Source organism: Stenotrophomonas sp. STEN147, assembly GCF_056757995.1.
Map to the genome: position 1 here is coordinate 38,576 of NZ_JBRRCG010000004.1, position 15,609 is coordinate 54,184.

Below are 15,609 nucleotides of genomic sequence, written 5' to 3' on the forward strand. Positions count from 1 at the left end.
GAATAGGGATCAGCGGGCAAAGCGCTCCCGGGCCACGGCCAGCAGGCCGCAGTCGGTATGGGCGGGGGAGGAGCGGTGTTACGAAGGGGTCATGGGGCGACGATGCTGGCGGAGTCGCCCTCCTGGCCGATCAGCACGGCGTTGGCCCAGTTGGCACAGACCTGGGCGGGTTGACTGCCCTGCGCACCCAGCGTGCGCAGGCTCAGGGTGGTAAGGCCACGGATGTCCAGCTCCGGCTTGACCACGCCGGGCGCCTTCACCAGGCCGCTGTCGTAGAGCAGGCGGTTGTCGCCCCAGACCTGGAACTGCAGGCCGCCTGCGCTGCGGCAGGCATCATCGATGCCCAGATCCGCACGCAGCAGGCGCCAGCCGCCCGGCAGGCGCAGGTCGATACGGCTGTTCGCGCCCACTCCCAGGCCGCGGCGGAACTGCAGGCCGTTCATGCGCATGCCGGCCTCGCCACGGAACGCCTGGTCGGCGCGCATCTGGCTGGCCAGCGCGGCCGGCACCGGCAGCTCGGAGAGATAGCGCTGCCGGGCCGGTCGCTCCGGTTCCTGGTGCTCGAGGATGTGGAAGGTGGACAGCGCGATCGGGCCGACATCGCGTGGCTGCAACGCGTCGAACGCGCGGGCGCTGCCCTGTGCCGCAGTGACCATCGGGTCGGTGCTGCTGGCGCCGTCGCCTTCGGGGTTCTGCACGCTCAGCACCCGGAAACGCAGCAGGCGACCGGCGTGTGCGGGGAAGTCGATGCGCTGCATCCCTTCCTTCAACTGCAGCCGGCCCCGGGCGATCGGCTCGCCCCATTCGCCATTGCTGTCGCCCAGGTACACCTCGTAATCGCGGACCTGGCCATGCTTCCAGTTCTTGTCGTTGCGTGGCGCCAGCTCGATGCCGTCGATCATCCGGCGCTCACCGAAGCCGACCACCCATTCGTGGGCGCCGGTGCGCACGGCCTGGTTGCGCACGCTGCGGAACCAGGTGGCCGGGTCATCGTCGAACGCGTTCTCCAGCGGATGGCCAGGCTCTTCCGCCGGGCGGTTGACCACCAGCAGGCTGTCGGCCGGCAGCTCGCGGCCGAGCACCGGCGCGGCCGGATAAGCATCGTCCGCAGCGGCGGCGGTCACGGCGAAGTCCAGCTGCACCTGCAGCGGCTGGCGGATATCCTGCGTGGCGGTACGCACATGGACGGTACCGCCACGCTCACGGGCGTCGAAATACCAGCCTTCGTCGGCACCGTTGAAGGCTGCCACGTCGGCCAGCGCGGGCAGCACACGGGCACCGGCCTGCACTGCGCGCGGTGCCTGCCGGCTCAACACGCGCAGGCCGTAGCGACGCTGCGCCAGCTGGCCCTGGTAGGTGCCCTGCACGGCCGCGATCTGCACCTGGACCGGGCCACTGCCCTGTGCCGGCGCCTGCACGCGGATCTGCTGCGTGCTCGATTCGCCCTGCTGGTAGCGGCGGGTGTTGCCGTCGTCTTCATACAGGGTGTACTGCGATTCGCCCTGCGGATAGAGATCGAAGGTGACCTCGTCCAGCGGCTTCTCGCCATCGAACAGCATCGACGGATACATCGGCAGGATGGCCCCGGCGCGCACGAACACCGGCAGCGTGGCCAGGTCGACCTGACGGTCGAGCTGGCGGCCCTCGGCGCCGGCCTGGACGCGGCGGCCGTCCCAGTAGTCGATCCATGCACCGGCCGGCAGATGGATGTCGCGCCGCCAGCCACGGCTGGCCGCCTGGCTGCGGTAGACCGGTGCGATCAGCAGATCACGGCCCAGCAGGAACTGATACTTGTAGGTTTCGTCCTGCGCGTGCGGATCGCGCGGGTAATCCCACATCAACCCACGCACCGGCGGTGCGCCGGTCTGCGCGGCGTCGTGCACCAGCCCGTACATGTACGGCGTCAGGCGCATCTTCAGTTTCAGATAGTCGCGGTTGATGCTGCGGTAGGGTTCGTCGTACCACCACGGGTGCTTGCGCGCGTTCGACGACCAGCCACTCATGCCCATCAGTACCGGAGTGAAGGCCTTCCACTGCAGGTCGCGGGTGTAGGTCTCGGCGCTGCCGCCGAAGATCGCATCGACATCGCCACTGGCATAGGCCATGCCGGACAATCCCGAGCCGACCAGGGTCGGCACGTGCCAGCGGATGTAATCCCAGCTGCTGCTCTGGTCACCGGTCCAGGCAACTGCGTAGCGCTGGATGCCGGCCCAGCCCATCACCGTCCACAGGAAGGGACGCGAATCGGAATTGTCGACGATGCCATTGAACGCCTGGCGGTTGGCGTCCATCGCGAACTGATAGCCCTTGCCGGTCCAGGCCACATCCAGCTTCTGTACACGGCTGCCGGCCTTGCCGACTTCCCAGGCGATCTTGTCGACACCGTTCTCCGTCCACAGGCCGGTGCGGAAGCCGTATCCGGCCAGACCCTTCACTGTCTCGGGCAACTGCTTGTAGCCGCAGCCATAGCCGTCGTTGGGCAGGATCCAGCCACCGGGCATGTCGTGTGCCCGGTACTGCTTGGCCACGCTGTCGACCACGTCAGGCGTGGTGCCGGTCGGGCCATCGCTCCAGCCCTCGGGCACGGTGCCCGGCTTCTTCGCGTTGTCGCCGTCGTTGTAGCAATCGGCATCGCCATAGGACAGCGCCCAGCGCGCGACCATGTTGGGGCGGCCGGTCAGCTGCGTGTAGCGCTCGATCAATGCCGGCAGATCTGCACCGACGAAGTAGTAGGCGTCGAAGCGATCTTCGCGATGCAGCAGGGTGGACTGATCGGGCTGGCGCAGGTCGTAGCTGCCGTCGCTCCACGTATTGCGCAGCATGCCCCAGCCGCGGCTGCTCAGTAGCATCGGCGCCGGGCTCGGCCGATCACCCTCTTCCCAGCCGCCGGAGTAGGACACCTCAAGCTCGCGTCCCTTGAACTGGTAACGGCCGTTCTGCTGGCCGCCGCCGAAGAAACCTTCGTCGGGCTGCGACGAGAGTACCTGCACGCTCTGTGCAGCATCCAGGTCCAGCGGCTGCAGCTCCTGCCACAACGCAGTGGGCTGGCCATTGTCCAGACGCTCCAACCGCAGGCGCAGCGGCTGGCGCTGTACGTGCAGCACGAGTGCGCCGGTGCGCAGACGGATCTCCTGCGCATCTTCTTCCAGCTGTGCCTGCACGTCGGCACTGGGCTGGGGCAGCACGATCGGCGCGGCCTTGTCGCCGGCTCCGGTCAGTACTCCCTTGCGCCCCGCCTGCACACGGACAATGTCGGCAGCCGGCAGTTCGATGCGCACGCGCGCGCCGGTGTCGGTCTGCAGGTCCCAGGCGGGCGTGCCCGCCTTGCTGGCGGTGACCGAGCGCAGGTTGCCGATGGGTTCGGCGTGGGCCGACATGGACGCCAGCAGCAGCACCGGCAACAGGGCCAGCATCAGCGGCGAGCGACGAACGCAGATTTCCACGCGGACTCCCAACCCGTTCACCGGGCGTTTCGAAAGCGGTTGGGCCGACTCTAGGGCAGGGATTCGAAAGATGTCAACAAATGGAAAGCAAAAAGTAAGATAAGTTCGACTGAAACGAAAGGTGATGCGGCACGGTACTTTGTGTAATCGCTTGCACGCCCCTGTTAAGCTTGGTGCGATACGGCATTCTTCGATTCCTTTCGTTTTGGACGATCGCGGTCCACCAGAAACGCCAAGCGCTCTTTATCTTTCTTTTTGCTTTCGGTATTTGACATTTCGAAAGAAAACACAGATCGTGCGATGGCCCAACTGGAACCTCCGAATGGACGTCACCCTGCTTTCCGATGTGTCCGCCTGGCAGCGCCGGGGCGGAGCCGATACCGCTACTGAAATCGCCCAGCAGCCAGCACTGTGGGACGCGCTTGCACAGGATCTGCTGCAGGCCCGCGAACGCCTGCAGGCCTTCCTGGGCGACCGCCTCGACAATCCTGATCAGCGCGTGTTGTTCACTGGCGCCGGTAGTTCCGGCTTCATCGCCGAGATGGTGGCCGATGCGATCAACGCGCAGTGGGCCGCTGACGTCCGTGTGGTGCATACCACCAGCCTGCTGACCCATCCGGCCCTGTATCTGCAACGCGACCGCCCCACCCTGCTGGTTTCGTTCGGCCGCAGTGGCTCCAGCCCGGAAAGCGTGGCAGCGGTGGACCGTGTGCGCAGCGACGTGGATGACGCACGCTTCCTCGACATCACCTGCAACGCTGATGGCGAACTGGCCCGGCGCGGTGCCGGCCGTGCCGATACCTGCACCCTGTTGATGCCGTCGGCCAGCTGCGACCGCGCCTTTGCGATGACCAGCAGCCTGACCTGCATGCTGCTGGCCGCGCTGACCGTGTTCGACCGCTCACCGTGGCAGACGCGGGTGGCGCGCCTGACGCAGCTTGCTGCGCTGGCCCGCGAAGGCCAGGCGCAGTGGGATGCACCGGTGGCCGCGCTGGCACAGCGCCCCTTCAACCGCGTCATCTATCTGGGCAGCGGTCCGCTGGAAGCGCTGGCGCGCGAGTGCGCGCTGAAGGTGCTGGAGCTGACCGCCGGCCGCGTGCTGGCGCTTGCCAACACGCCGCTCGGCTTCCGCCACGGCCCGAAATCCACGCTGGATGGCAGCACCCTGGTGATCGTGCTGCGCAGCGTGCAGCCGCTTGCACGCCGCTACGAGCAGGATCTGCTGGACGAGCTGCGCCGCGATGGCGTGGCCGGCCAGGTGCTGGCCATCGGCCCGCATTCGGACATCGGTGCCGACGATGACTACACCCTCGCCGTGCCCGTCCTGGAGCCGGTTCTGGATGATCCCTGGCTGGCGCCGGTGTGGCTGGCCTTCGGCCAGCTGTTTGCACTGCAGCGCTCGGCCGCGCTGGGGCTGACCCCGGACAATCCGTTCCCCGATGGCACGGTGAACCGCGTGGTCAAGGGTGTCACCATCCACCATGGCTGAGTTGATCGCCCATGCCTGCTACGGCATCGATATCGGCGGCACCAAGATCGAGCTGGTGGCGTGCGATGCGGCGATGCAGGTCACCTGGCGCCGCCGGGTGGCCACTCCGCAGGGTGACTACGATGGCTTTCTGCGGTCGGTGGTGGCGCTGGTCGCCGACGCCGACGCCGCACTGGGCCGCAACGATGCGGCCATCGGCATCGCGCTGCCCGGCGTGCGTGACCGCCGCACGGGCCGCCAGCTGAGTGCCAACGTGCCGGCGCTGACCGGCCACAGCGTGGCGGCCGATCTGCAGGCACGCCTGCAGCGTCCGCTCCACTTCGGCAACGACCTGCAGTGCTTCGCCTTGTCCGAAGCGCATGGCGGCGCAGCCGACGGCTACCCCAGCATGTTCGGCGCGATCCTCGGCACCGGCGCCGGTGGCGGCTTCTGCCTGCAGGGCCGCCTGCTGTCCGGCTTCAACGGCCTGGCCGGGGAGTGGGGCCACTGGAGCGTGCCGGGCCACCTGCTGCAGCGTCACGGCCTGCCGTTGATCGACTGCGCATGCGGCCTGCAGGGCTGCGTGGAGCGCTATGTGTCCGGCAGCGGTCTGGCGATGATCGAACGCCACCTGGGCGGTGCGGCCGTCGATGCCAGTGCGGTGATCGCACTGGCCGAAGGCGGCGATGCGCGTGCACGCAGCGCGCTGGACATCCACCGCGACCTGCTCGGCCACAGCCTCGCTGCGCTGGTGCTGGCCCTGGACCCGCATGTGATCGTGCTCGGCGGCGGCCTCTCGCAGTACACCCCGCTGTACCAGCAGCTGCCGGCGGCAATCGCTGCCCATCTGTTCAACGGCGTGCAGGTGCCGCCGATCGTGCCCCCGCGCTTCGGCGATGCCGGTGGCGCGCGCGGTGCCGCGCTGCTTGCCTGCCAACCCTCGTTTTCCTGATTGTCCGGAGCATGACCATGTCCCCGTTGCAGACCCTGCTTGCCTCCCACCGCGCCGGCCACACTGTGGGCCTGTACAGCGTCTGCTGCAGCAACGAACAGGTGCTGCGCGCGGCCATGCACGTGGCACTGGCACACGACACGGTGCTCCTGGTCGAAGCCACCTCCAACCAGGTCGACCAGTTCGGCGGCTACACCGGCATGACCCCGCCGCAGTACCGCAACTATGTCGGCACGCTTGCGGACGAGGAAGGCTTTCCGCGCACGCGGCTGATCCTGGGCGGCGACCACCTCGGTCCGAACGCCTGGCAGAAGCGCCCCGCCGCCGAAGCGATGGCCCACGCGCGCGTGCTGATCGAAGCCTACGTCGCCGCCGGCTTCCACAAGATCCATCTGGACTGCAGCATGTCCTGCGCCGACGATCCGGTGCCGCTGCCTGATGCCACCGTGGCCGCGCGTTCGTCGGAGCTGGCGACGATCGCCGAGCGCACGGCTGCCCGGCTCGGTCTGCCGGCGCCGGTGTACGTGATCGGCACCGAAGTGCCCGTTCCCGGCGGCGAAGCCTCGCTGGCCGGTGGCCTGCAGGTGACCACGCCGGCAGCCGCCGCGCAGACCCTGGCCATCCACCAGCAGGCATTCGATACCCCCGAACTGCGCGATGCCTGGCAGCGCGTGATCGCGATGGTGGTGCAGCCGGGCGTGGATTTCGATCACAGCAGCGTGCACGAGTACGATCCGGTCGCCGCCAATGCGCTGGCCGACTTCCTCGAGCAGCAGCCGCGCATCGTGTTCGAGGCGCACTCCACCGACTACCAGCGCGAAAGCGGACTGCATGCCCTGGTCCGCGATCATTTCGCGATTCTCAAGGTCGGCCCCGCCGCCACCTTCGCCTATCGTGAGGCGCTGTTCGCATTGGCGGCGATCGAACAGGAACTGCTGCCGGCCGCGCAGTGCTCGCGCCTGCCACAGGTGCTGGAGGAGGTGATGGTGGCGCAGCCGAAGTACTGGCAGCCCTACTACCAGGGTGACGAGGCGACACTGCGCCTGTTGCGCAGTTATTCCTTCAGTGACCGCTGCCGTTACTACTGGGGCGAGCCAGCACTGCTGCGCGCCGTGCAGACCCTGTTCTCCAACCTGGAGCAGCACACGCCACCGCTGGTGCTGCTGAGCCAGTACCTGCCGGAGCAGTACCGCGCCGTGCGTGACGGCCGCCTGGCCAACACGCCGACGGCCCTGGTGCAGCACCGCATCGGCCAGTGCCTGGGCGAGTATGCCCGCGCCTGCAGCGCCAACCAGGCAGGCAAACGCGGTCAGGACACACGATCCGCTGCCGGCGTTGCTGCGAACGGCTAATCTCTACCCCTCACCGCAGACCCGAGACTCCGCCATGCGCAACACCCGCTCCCGCCGGCAACAGATCCTGCAGCTGCTGATCGAGCACGGCTCGGTGCAGGTGGCCGATCTGGTCGAGCGCTTCGGCGTGTCCGCGGTGACGATCCGCGCCGACCTGTCCCACTTCGAGTCACAGGGCCTGGCCAACCGCACCCACGGTGGCGCCAATCTGGTGCGCACGCCTCCGCAGGAGCAGGACATCCATGAAAAGGATGCGCTGAATCTGCCCCTGAAGGAGTCCATCGGCGCCTGCGCGGCGAACCTGGTGCAGGCCGGTGACAACATCATCATCGACTCCGGTTCGACCACCATGACGCTGGCCCGCCATCTGCGTGGCCGCCGCGATGTAACGGTGATGACCAATGGCCTGAACATCGCGTGGGAACTGGCCAATGCTGCCGGCATCAATGTGCTGCTGACGGGCGGGCTGCTGCGTCAGCAGTCGTTGTCGCTGCAGGGCAGCCAGGCCGAGGCCAGCCTCAACTCCTACAGCTTCGACACCCTGTTCCTGGGCGTGGACGGATTGGACCTGCAGTTCGGCCTGACCACCCACGATGAGGCGGAAGCGCGCCTCAACCACCGCATGGTCGAGCGCGCGCGCCGCATCGTCGTGCTGACCGACGCCTCCAAGTTCGGCCGTGTCAGCCTGCATCGCATCGCCCGACTGGATCAGATCCATACCGTCATCACCGACGCCGGCATCGACGACGCAACCCGCGAGGGCCTGCAGCGGCTGGGCATCGAAGTGATCATCGCCGAGCCGCCCGCATGACCGACACCCGTTCCCTGTATGGCCGCATCCTCACCCCGCTGGGGTGGCGACGTGGCCATGTCCACTTCGACTCGCATGTGCGCCAGCTGCAGGTGGACGACCACAGCGGCGGCGATGACACGCAGCTGCAGGTGATCCTTCCCGGTTTCATCGATCTGCATGTGCATGGCGCTGCCGGCGTTGACCTGATGCAGGGCGGCGACGTTGCCCGCACCATCGCCCGCACCCACCTGCGCTTTGGTACCACCACGCTGCTGGCGACCACCATGACCGCCGGCCTGGACGAGATCGAGTACGCCCTGCAGGGCGTGGCCGCCACCATGGCAGCGCCGGACGACGAGGCCGCATGCATCGCCGGCGTGCATCTGGAAGGGCCGTTCATCAGCCCCCAGCGCCTGGGCGCACAGCCCAACCGTACGATCGAGGCGACGCTGGCGCTGGTGCAGCAGTTGCATGCGCTGGCACCGATCCGGGTGATGACGCTGGCGCCGGAGATCGGCGACCACACGGCGCTGATTCCTGCGCTTTCGGCGATGGGCATCCGTGTGCAGCTCGGCCACAGCGCGGGTACTTACGAAGAAGGTGTGGCTGCTCTGCAGGCGGGTGCATCCGGCTTCACCCATCTGTTCAATGGCATGACCGGCGTCGATCACTATCGCCCGGGCATCGCGGCGGCGGCGCTCGCCCATGCACGTTACGCCGAGATCATTCCCGACCTGCAGCACATCCATCCCGGCGTGATCCGCCTGGCCGCGCGCGCGATTCCGCGCCTGTACGCGGTGACCGACGCTACGGCCGCCACCGGCATGCCGGATGGCGAGTACGCACTGGGCGAACAGCGCGTGCACAAGTGTGGCGGTTGCGTGCGGCTGGCGACCGGTTCGCTGGCCGGCAGCGCGCTGACCATGGACCAGGCACTGCGCAACCTGGTGCGTGTGGGGCTGGATCTGGCCGACGCCTCGCAGCGCGTTTCCACGTTCCCGGCCGACTACCTGGGCCTGGGCGATCGCGGTCGCATCGCGCCCGACGCCCGCGCCGATCTGGTGGTGCTGGACGCTGGACTGCGCCTGCAGCAGGTGGTGGTGGGTGGCCGGGTGGTCGAGCTGCACTGAGCAACATCCCTGCCGTAGAGCCCCGCATGGCGCGGCGCCACAGAACGCAATCTGCGAAGAACCGCCGCCGGGCAGGGTCCGGCGCTACCACAGGAACTGCCGATGACTGCAAGCACCGCTCCGCGCTGGCCCGTACGCTATCTGCTCTTCATCGGCGGCCTCGGCGGCCTGCTGTACGGCATCGATATCGGCATCATTGCCGGTGCCCTGCCCTATCTGGAAGCGACCGCCAGCCAGGCCTGGCAGCTCAGCAGCCAGCAGCTGGGATTCGTCGTTGCAGCCGTTCTGCTGGGCAGTGTGCTGTCCTCTTTGTTTGCCGGCATGGTGGCCGATCTGATCGGACGCCGCGGCGCGATGCTGCTGGCTGGCGTTCTGTTCACCGCCTCCATTCCCATCATGGCGCTCGCTTCGGGCTACACACCGCTGCTGCTGGGCCGACTGCTGCAGGGCATCAGCGGCGGCCTGATCGGAGTGGTGGTGCCCCTGTACCTGGCCGAGGTGCTCAGTCCGGAGCGGCGTGGCCGGGGTGCAGCGATGTTCCAGCTGCTGCTGACCATCGGACTCGTGCTGGCGGCGCTGATCGGCCTGTACCACGCCCAGGCCGTGGATGCCGCTGCCGAAACCGTGCGCTCGCTGCCGCTGGCACAGCAGGCTCAGGAACTGTTCGCCGTGAAGGACCATGCGTGGCGGACCATCTTCTGGAGCTGCCTGACGCCGGGCCTGGTGTTCTGTGCCGGCATTTTCTGGCTGTCGGAGTCACCGCGCTGGCTGGTCCGCCGTGGTCGGGTGGACGACGCCCGTCGCAGCCTGCAGCGGGTGCTGCCTGCCGCCGAGGTCGAGCCCACGCTCGCGCGCATCCAGGCACCGGAATCCAGTGGCACGAGCGGCAGGCGTGATCCGCTGCTCAGCCGCCGCTACGTGGTGCCGTTCGTGCTGGCCTGCGTGGTGCTGGCCTGCACCCAGGCCACCGGCATCAACTCGGTGCTCGCCTATGCGGTGAACATCCTCAACCAGGCGGGCCTGTCCGGTTCGGTGGCCAATGGCGCCGACGTGGCGATCAAGCTGCTCAATGCGGTGATGACCGTGGTCGCGCTGCTGCTGGTCGATCGCAAGGGCCGCAAGTTCCTGCTGATGCTCGGCAGCGGCGGTATCTGCGTGGCGCTGCTGGCCGCCGCCACCCTGTTTTTCCAGGCCGAACGCGGCCGCGCCGATGTGCAGCCGCAGCTGCAGGCCGCAGCCAGCGGCGATGGCCTGCATCTGGTACTGGACGAGGCGCAGTGGCAACGCCTCACTGACGGCATCGACAGCGAAGGCCGTCCGATGCAGTTGACCGTCTCCTACGCCTATGGCGACTTCACCAACGTGCGCGCACTGCGCAGTGACAACCTGATCGATCGCGAGCTGCGTATCGACCGTGCCGGCACCGTGCAGCCGGACAGCGTCATCGGCGCCTTCTTCCGCACCCTGCACCTGAATCCGTTCGCAGACCCGGCCGGCGCCGCGCACGCACCACTGCGCATCGAGCAGGCGCGGATCGGACCGGTGCCAACGCCGGCCCACGGCTGGGCGGTGGCCGCCTGCATCCTCGTGTTCGTTGCCTTCTTCGCGGTGGGCCCTGGCGTCTGCGTATGGCTGGCACTGTCCGAGCTGATGCCCAACCGGATCCGCTCCAATGGCATGAGCATCGCGCTGCTGATCAATCAGTTCGTGTCCACCACCATCGCCGCGATCTTCCTGCCGACCGTGGGCCACTATGGCTACGCCAGCATGTTCCTGTTCTGGGCGGCATGCACATTCGTGTTCTTCCTGGTGGCTGCGTTCTGGCTGCCGGAAACCAAGGGCAGGTCGCTGGAGGAAATCGAGGCCAGATTCGCGACCAGGCAGCGCTGAGCAGGGTTCAGGGCGCCGGCACCCGCTGGCCGGTGATGTGCCATGCCAGTTCCTGCGCCTCGGCCACGCTGGGCAGGCCACTCAACATCATCGATTCGCCGAACGGGCCAGCCACCGTCGCCACCGTCAGCACGCGGCCATCCACGCTGAGGGCCGCCCGCTGGCCCACGAGTGCGGCCGTGCCATCGTGGATGCGCTGGTGTGCCTGCTTGCGATAGCGGATCTGCAGGCCAGGCTGCTGGCTCTGGTCCAGCACGTAACGCACATCGGCGATGTCGGCACTGCCGGCGATCGGCGGCTCGCGCAGCGCGAGTGTTTCACCCTGCCACTGCACCGGTGTGCCATTGCCGGCAGCATCGACTGCGCTCAGACGCACATCCACGCCCGGACGCGGCGGATGATCCCTGCCAGCCTGCGCATCCGCTGTGGCGCCGGGCATGCAACCGGCCAGGCCCAGCACCGCGACCAGCAGAAACGAACCCGCCCGTCTCACTTCAGCTTCCTCAGCTTGAATGCCACCAGCACCTGCAGCAGCCCATACAGCAGGCTGCCGATGCCGATCCACAGGGTGGTCACGGCCACGCCCGCGTAGGGATTGGCCGCAAACAGCAGGCCCAGCACCACCGCCAGCACACCACTGAGTATCAGCAACCACTCGCCCTGGATCTGCCTGCGCACGCGGATTGCGTACACGATGCGATAGATGCCGGCCACCAGCAGCCACGCCGCCAGGAACAGCACCAGCACGCTGGCGGTGGCGAGCGGATTGATCACCGCCAGAATGCCGAAACCGAGCGAGGCGATGGCATACAGTGCCAGCCAGCCACGCGAGGCACCGCTGCCACCGCTGATCAGCGCGAACAGGCTGATGACACCTTCGATGATGGCCATCACGCCCAGCGTCCAGGCCAGGGCCGTCGCCGCCGACAGCGGCCAGCCGATCGCGATGATGCCGAAGCCGAGTGCGACCAGGCCATACAGCAGCAGGATCCACCAGCTGCGACCGACCGCCGACAACAGGGGAGACAGGGGGGAATTCATGACCACTCCTTCGATCCGGAATCGGCCTCATCCTAGCCGCTGGCGATGAAGAGGGCGATCACGGAACCCGTGCGCAGACCCACACGCGCACCTCTGCGGCACCCACGCAGCGCAGTGTCTCAGCGATTTCCATCACGGTGCTGCCGGTGGTCATCACATCATCGACCACGGTCAGCCGCGGCGGCACCGGTGCATGTGCATCGAAGGCGTCGAACAGGTTGTCCCTGCGCTGTTCGGCCGTGCGTTCGGACTGTGGTGCCGTATGCCGCCGCCGGTACAGGCCCTGCCAGACCCGCATCGGCAGCAACCGGCATAGTTCGGCGGCCTGGTTGTAACCACGCTGGCGCAGGCGCCGATCATGCAATGGCACCGGCACCAGCGGCGCGCACGACCAGGGCGGCGGCGCGCGCTGCATCAGCTGCGCGAGCAGGCGTCCGGCCGCCAGGTCCTGGTGGAACTTGTAGCGCACCAGCAGCTGGTCCACCGGCGGCAGGTACAGCAGGCTTGCGTGCGTGGCCAGCTGCGGTGGTGCCTCCTCGCGGCAGCTGCCGCAGACGATCAGGGCCGCATCCGGCAGCGGCAGCGCGCAGCGCAGGCAGGCGCGACCCGACCACGGCAGTCCGGCGTAGCAGGCCGCACAGAGATCCAGCTCGTCGTGGCCCGGGTCGTTGCATACCAGGCAGCGCAGCGGAATCAGCAGGCGCAGCAGCCGCTGCAACGGGGCCCCGGCGACAATGCGGTGGACGATGCGCATGCGGCAGGCTCGCGCATGGCAGGCAGCGACGCCATCGGCGGACGGACCAGACATGGGTCGGTGAAATGCCCGTCATCGTGTGCCGACGGGCAGACCACCATGCCCCCTACTCCATGGCCTGCCAGGGTGGCTGCCGGTCGCCTCCCGCAGGCAGCATCTGCCGGGCACGTACGCCGATCACCTACTTTCGACCGGGATCGACGGACGTGGCATCGGCCGATGGGCCAGGCACCATCAGCAGCTCGGCCAGGCCACGATAGATCGGCACCCGGCACACCAGACCGGATACCCCACGGGCAATCAGTACCGTGGCCAGAATCGGCAGCAGCAGGTCACCGCTGTCCGTCAGTTCCAGCGAGATCACGGCGGAGGTCAGCGGGGCCTGGGTGACGCCGGTCAGATACGCACACATGCCGAGCAGCACGAACGCGCGTGGATCCACGCCGGGCATCAGCACCGCCAGGTTGTGGCCCAACCCGGCACCGACCGCCAGCGCAGGCGAGAACAGGCCGCCGGGAATACCGGCCACATAGGAGGCCAGATTGGCCAGCAGCTTCATCAGCCCGAACTCATGACCCACCAGCGCGTGGCCCTGCACCAGGCTGCGCGCCTGTTCGTAGCCGGTGCCGAACGCACCTTCACCAAACAGCATCGCCAGCACCACCACCACCAGGCCGCAGCCGGCGGCCAACAGCACGGGATGGCGCTGGCGCAGTTGCCCCAGCCAGCGCGGACGTCCTGCCGCGCTCGCCAGTACGGCGCGCGCGAACAGTCCTCCCAGCAATCCCGCCACCCCACCGCACAGCAGGATCGCCAGCCAGCCCTGGCCCAGCGGAAGCCGCGCCGAAACATGGCCGAAGTAGGTGTAGTTGCCCAGCAGACCCAGCGATACCACACCACCGACGATCACCGCCGTCAGCAGCGTGCCGGAGAACCGGTGCTCGAAGCGGCCACTGAGTTCCTCGATGGCGAACACGATGCCTGCCAGCGGCGTATTGAAGGCTGCCGCGATGCCGGCGGCGCCGCCCGCCAGCAGGAAGTGCGACAGCTCACGCGGGTCCTTGAAACCAAACCAACGACCGAACAGGTACATCAGGCTTGCACCCACGTGCACGGTCGGACCTTCGCGGCCGACCGAGGCACCGCCCAACAACGACAGTGACGTCAGCAGCAGCTTGCCGGCCGATACCGCCGGTGAAAGATTCGTGGCGCGGAACGATGCATCCGGCTTGTCCAGCGCAGCGATGACCTGGGGAATGCCGCTGCCGCGGGTAGGCTTCAGTACGTCGCTGGTCAGCCATGCCAGCAGCGCGAAGATGCCTGGCGTCAGCAGCAGCGCCCACCACGGCGAATGCGTGGTGATGCGCTGGAACAGATGGAACGCCGCGTCGCTGGCCTTGGCGAACAGGATGGCCACCAGCGCCACGGCCACGGCACCTCCCCAGAGTGCGGCGCGGCGGCGCCAAGCCTCACTGAGGACCAGCGCGCTGATGCGGCCGCGAAGGCGATGGAGATCGGTCATGGGACAGAGTCTGCGCGCCAGCGCTTCCGTAGGGCAGTGGCTACTGTGGCCGGCTGCCTTGCACGAAACGGTGAAACGCGGCCCATCCGCTCCAGTCTGATCAGCGGGTCGCAATGTAAACTAAAAACCAATGTAATTGGTTGACAGAAGCTTCAGCGCTACCCACACTGCCGCCCTCGCTCCACTCGTACCCAGGGTCCTGCCATGGCCGCCGCCATCCGCCACGACTGGCAACACGATGAACTGCAGGCGCTGTTCGAACTCCCCCTCCCCGACCTGTTGTTCCGCGCCGCTGCGGTCCATCGCGAGCACTTCGACCCCGCCCGGGTGCAGGTCTCCACGCTGCTGTCGGTGAAGACCGGCGGCTGCCCGGAGGACTGCGCGTATTGCCCGCAGGCCCAGCGCTACAGCACCGGCGTCAACGCACAGAAGCTGATGGACACCGAAGCCGTGCTGGCCAAGGCGCGCCAGGCCAAGGCTGCCGGTGCGTCGCGCTTCTGCATGGGCGCGGCCTGGCGGTCGCCGAAGGATCGCGACATCCCGAAAGTGGCGGCGATGATTGCCGGGGTGAAGGCACTGGGCCTGGAAACCTGCGCCACGCTGGGCATGCTCAGTGGCGACCAGGCACGGGCACTGAAGGACGCCGGCCTGGACTACTACAACCACAATCTCGACACCGCGCCGGACTATTACGACTCGATCATCCATACCCGCCAGTACCAGGACCGCCTGGACACGCTGGAACACGTGCGGGATGCAGGCCTGAAGACCTGCTGCGGCGGCATCGTCGGCATGGGCGAGACGCGGGCGCAGCGCGTGGGCCTGCTGCTGGCCCTGGCCACGCTGCCGGCCCATCCGGATTCGGTGCCGATCAACAGACTGGTGCAGGTGGCCGGTACGCCGCTGCACGGCAGTGCCGAACTGGACCCGTTCGAGTTCGTGCGAATGATCGCGGTGGCACGCATTGCCATGCCGCGTTCGATGGTGCGCCTGTCGGCCGGCCGCGAGGCGATGAGCGACGAACTGCAGGCGCTGTGCTTCCTGGCCGGCGCCAACTCCATCTTCTATGGCGACAGGCTGCTGACCACCGGCAACCCGGAAAGCGAGCGCGATCTGGCATTGTTCGCGCGGCTGGGCCTGCAGCCGATGGCGGTGCAGGTGGACGCCGAGGGCCACGACCACGGCGGTACCGTGCATGCCGATATCGGCAGCGATGCACCCGGCTGCGGCTGCGCTCACGCAGCCTGAGACGGGGCCCGAGCAG

At 67.8% G+C, this 15,609-nt stretch carries 12 protein-coding genes; 7 read left to right on the plus strand and 5 right to left on the minus strand.

Going from position 1 to position 15,609, the window contains the following annotated elements:
- Positions 1–89: 89 nt before the first annotated feature.
- Complete coding sequence (locus tag ACVOKU_RS06390; protein ID WP_481559421.1) at positions 90–3,443, minus strand: TIM-barrel domain-containing protein; 3,354 nt, start codon at positions 3,441–3,443, stop codon at positions 90–92.
- Positions 3,444–3,765: 322 nt separating this feature from the next.
- On the opposite strand from ACVOKU_RS06390, the gene ACVOKU_RS06395 reads away from it, so the two are divergent.
- The 6 genes from ACVOKU_RS06395 (at position 3,766) to ACVOKU_RS06420 (ending at position 11,028) form a co-directional block, all read left to right on the plus strand.
- Positions 3,766–4,932, plus strand: coding sequence for an SIS domain-containing protein (locus tag ACVOKU_RS06395; protein WP_128988378.1), 1,167 nt, complete (start codon positions 3,766–3,768; stop codon positions 4,930–4,932).
- Positions 4,925–5,863: an ROK family protein gene (locus tag ACVOKU_RS06400; RefSeq protein WP_053518015.1), complete on the plus strand. Its 939-nt coding sequence runs from the start codon at positions 4,925–4,927 to the stop codon at positions 5,861–5,863. Before ACVOKU_RS06395 ends, ACVOKU_RS06400 begins: the two co-directional genes overlap by 8 nt.
- 17 nt (positions 5,864–5,880) lie before the next feature.
- Complete coding sequence (locus ACVOKU_RS06405) at positions 5,881–7,215, plus strand: D-tagatose-bisphosphate aldolase, class II, non-catalytic subunit (protein ID WP_481559422.1); 1,335 nt, start codon at positions 5,881–5,883, stop codon at positions 7,213–7,215.
- Positions 7,216–7,249: 34 nt separating this feature from the next.
- Positions 7,250–8,026: a DeoR family transcriptional regulator gene (locus ACVOKU_RS06410; protein WP_065174325.1), complete on the plus strand. Its 777-nt coding sequence runs from the start codon at positions 7,250–7,252 to the stop codon at positions 8,024–8,026.
- Positions 8,023–9,138, plus strand: coding sequence for an N-acetylglucosamine-6-phosphate deacetylase (locus tag ACVOKU_RS06415; RefSeq protein ID WP_481559423.1), 1,116 nt, complete (start codon positions 8,023–8,025; stop codon positions 9,136–9,138). The genes ACVOKU_RS06410 and ACVOKU_RS06415 overlap by 4 nt, the downstream gene beginning before the upstream one ends.
- A 102-nt stretch (positions 9,139–9,240) precedes the next feature.
- Positions 9,241–11,028: an MFS transporter gene (locus ACVOKU_RS06420; RefSeq protein ID WP_481559424.1), complete on the plus strand. Its 1,788-nt coding sequence runs from the start codon at positions 9,241–9,243 to the stop codon at positions 11,026–11,028.
- 7 nt (positions 11,029–11,035) lie between these two features.
- Here ACVOKU_RS06420 and ACVOKU_RS06425 read toward each other — a convergent pair whose 3' ends face one another.
- The 4 genes from ACVOKU_RS06425 to ACVOKU_RS06440 all read right to left on the minus strand — a co-directional run bounded on the left by ACVOKU_RS06425 (position 11,036) and on the right by ACVOKU_RS06440 (position 14,345).
- Positions 11,036–11,521, minus strand: coding sequence for a SecDF P1 head subdomain-containing protein (locus ACVOKU_RS06425; protein WP_481559425.1), 486 nt, complete (start codon positions 11,519–11,521; stop codon positions 11,036–11,038).
- The gene (locus ACVOKU_RS06430; RefSeq protein ID WP_053518003.1) at positions 11,518–12,069 is read right to left on the minus strand and encodes an HdeD family acid-resistance protein; all 552 of its coding nucleotides are present in this window, start codon (positions 12,067–12,069) and stop codon (positions 11,518–11,520) included. The genes ACVOKU_RS06425 and ACVOKU_RS06430 overlap by 4 nt, the downstream gene beginning before the upstream one ends.
- A gap of 58 nt (positions 12,070–12,127) precedes the next feature.
- Positions 12,128–12,823 carry a double zinc ribbon domain-containing protein gene (locus ACVOKU_RS06435; protein WP_481559426.1) on the minus strand — a complete coding sequence of 232 codons (696 nt, stop codon included), beginning with the start codon at positions 12,821–12,823 and terminating at the stop codon, positions 12,128–12,130.
- Positions 12,824–13,004: 181 nt separating this feature from the next.
- Positions 13,005–14,345, minus strand: coding sequence for a chloride channel protein (locus tag ACVOKU_RS06440; RefSeq protein WP_481559427.1), 1,341 nt, complete (start codon positions 14,343–14,345; stop codon positions 13,005–13,007).
- A gap of 204 nt (positions 14,346–14,549) precedes the next feature.
- Between ACVOKU_RS06440 and bioB the strand changes: the two genes are divergently transcribed.
- Positions 14,550–15,593 carry a biotin synthase BioB gene (gene bioB, locus ACVOKU_RS06445; RefSeq protein ID WP_481559428.1) on the plus strand — a complete coding sequence of 348 codons (1,044 nt, stop codon included), beginning with the start codon at positions 14,550–14,552 and terminating at the stop codon, positions 15,591–15,593.
- Positions 15,594–15,609: the final 16 nt, after the last annotated feature.

Coding starts and splice junctions, on each gene's coding strand:
- ACVOKU_RS06395 (WP_128988378.1), top strand. CDS start 3,766: ATGGACGTCACCCTGCTTTCCGATGTGTCCGCCTGGCAGCGCCGGGGC.
- ACVOKU_RS06400 (WP_053518015.1), top strand. CDS start 4,925: ATGGCTGAGTTGATCGCCCATGCCTGCTACGGCATCGATATCGGCGGC.
- ACVOKU_RS06405 (WP_481559422.1), top strand. CDS start 5,881: ATGTCCCCGTTGCAGACCCTGCTTGCCTCCCACCGCGCCGGCCACACT.
- ACVOKU_RS06410 (WP_065174325.1), top strand. CDS start 7,250: ATGCGCAACACCCGCTCCCGCCGGCAACAGATCCTGCAGCTGCTGATC.
- ACVOKU_RS06415 (WP_481559423.1), top strand. CDS start 8,023: ATGACCGACACCCGTTCCCTGTATGGCCGCATCCTCACCCCGCTGGGG.
- ACVOKU_RS06420 (WP_481559424.1), top strand. CDS start 9,241: ATGACTGCAAGCACCGCTCCGCGCTGGCCCGTACGCTATCTGCTCTTC.
- ACVOKU_RS06430 (WP_053518003.1), bottom strand. CDS start 12,069: ATGAATTCCCCCCTGTCTCCCCTGTTGTCGGCGGTCGGTCGCAGCTGG.
- ACVOKU_RS06435 (WP_481559426.1), bottom strand. CDS start 12,823: ATGCGCATCGTCCACCGCATTGTCGCCGGGGCCCCGTTGCAGCGGCTG.
- ACVOKU_RS06440 (WP_481559427.1), bottom strand. CDS start 14,345: ATGACCGATCTCCATCGCCTTCGCGGCCGCATCAGCGCGCTGGTCCTC.
- bioB (WP_481559428.1), top strand. CDS start 14,550: ATGGCCGCCGCCATCCGCCACGACTGGCAACACGATGAACTGCAGGCG.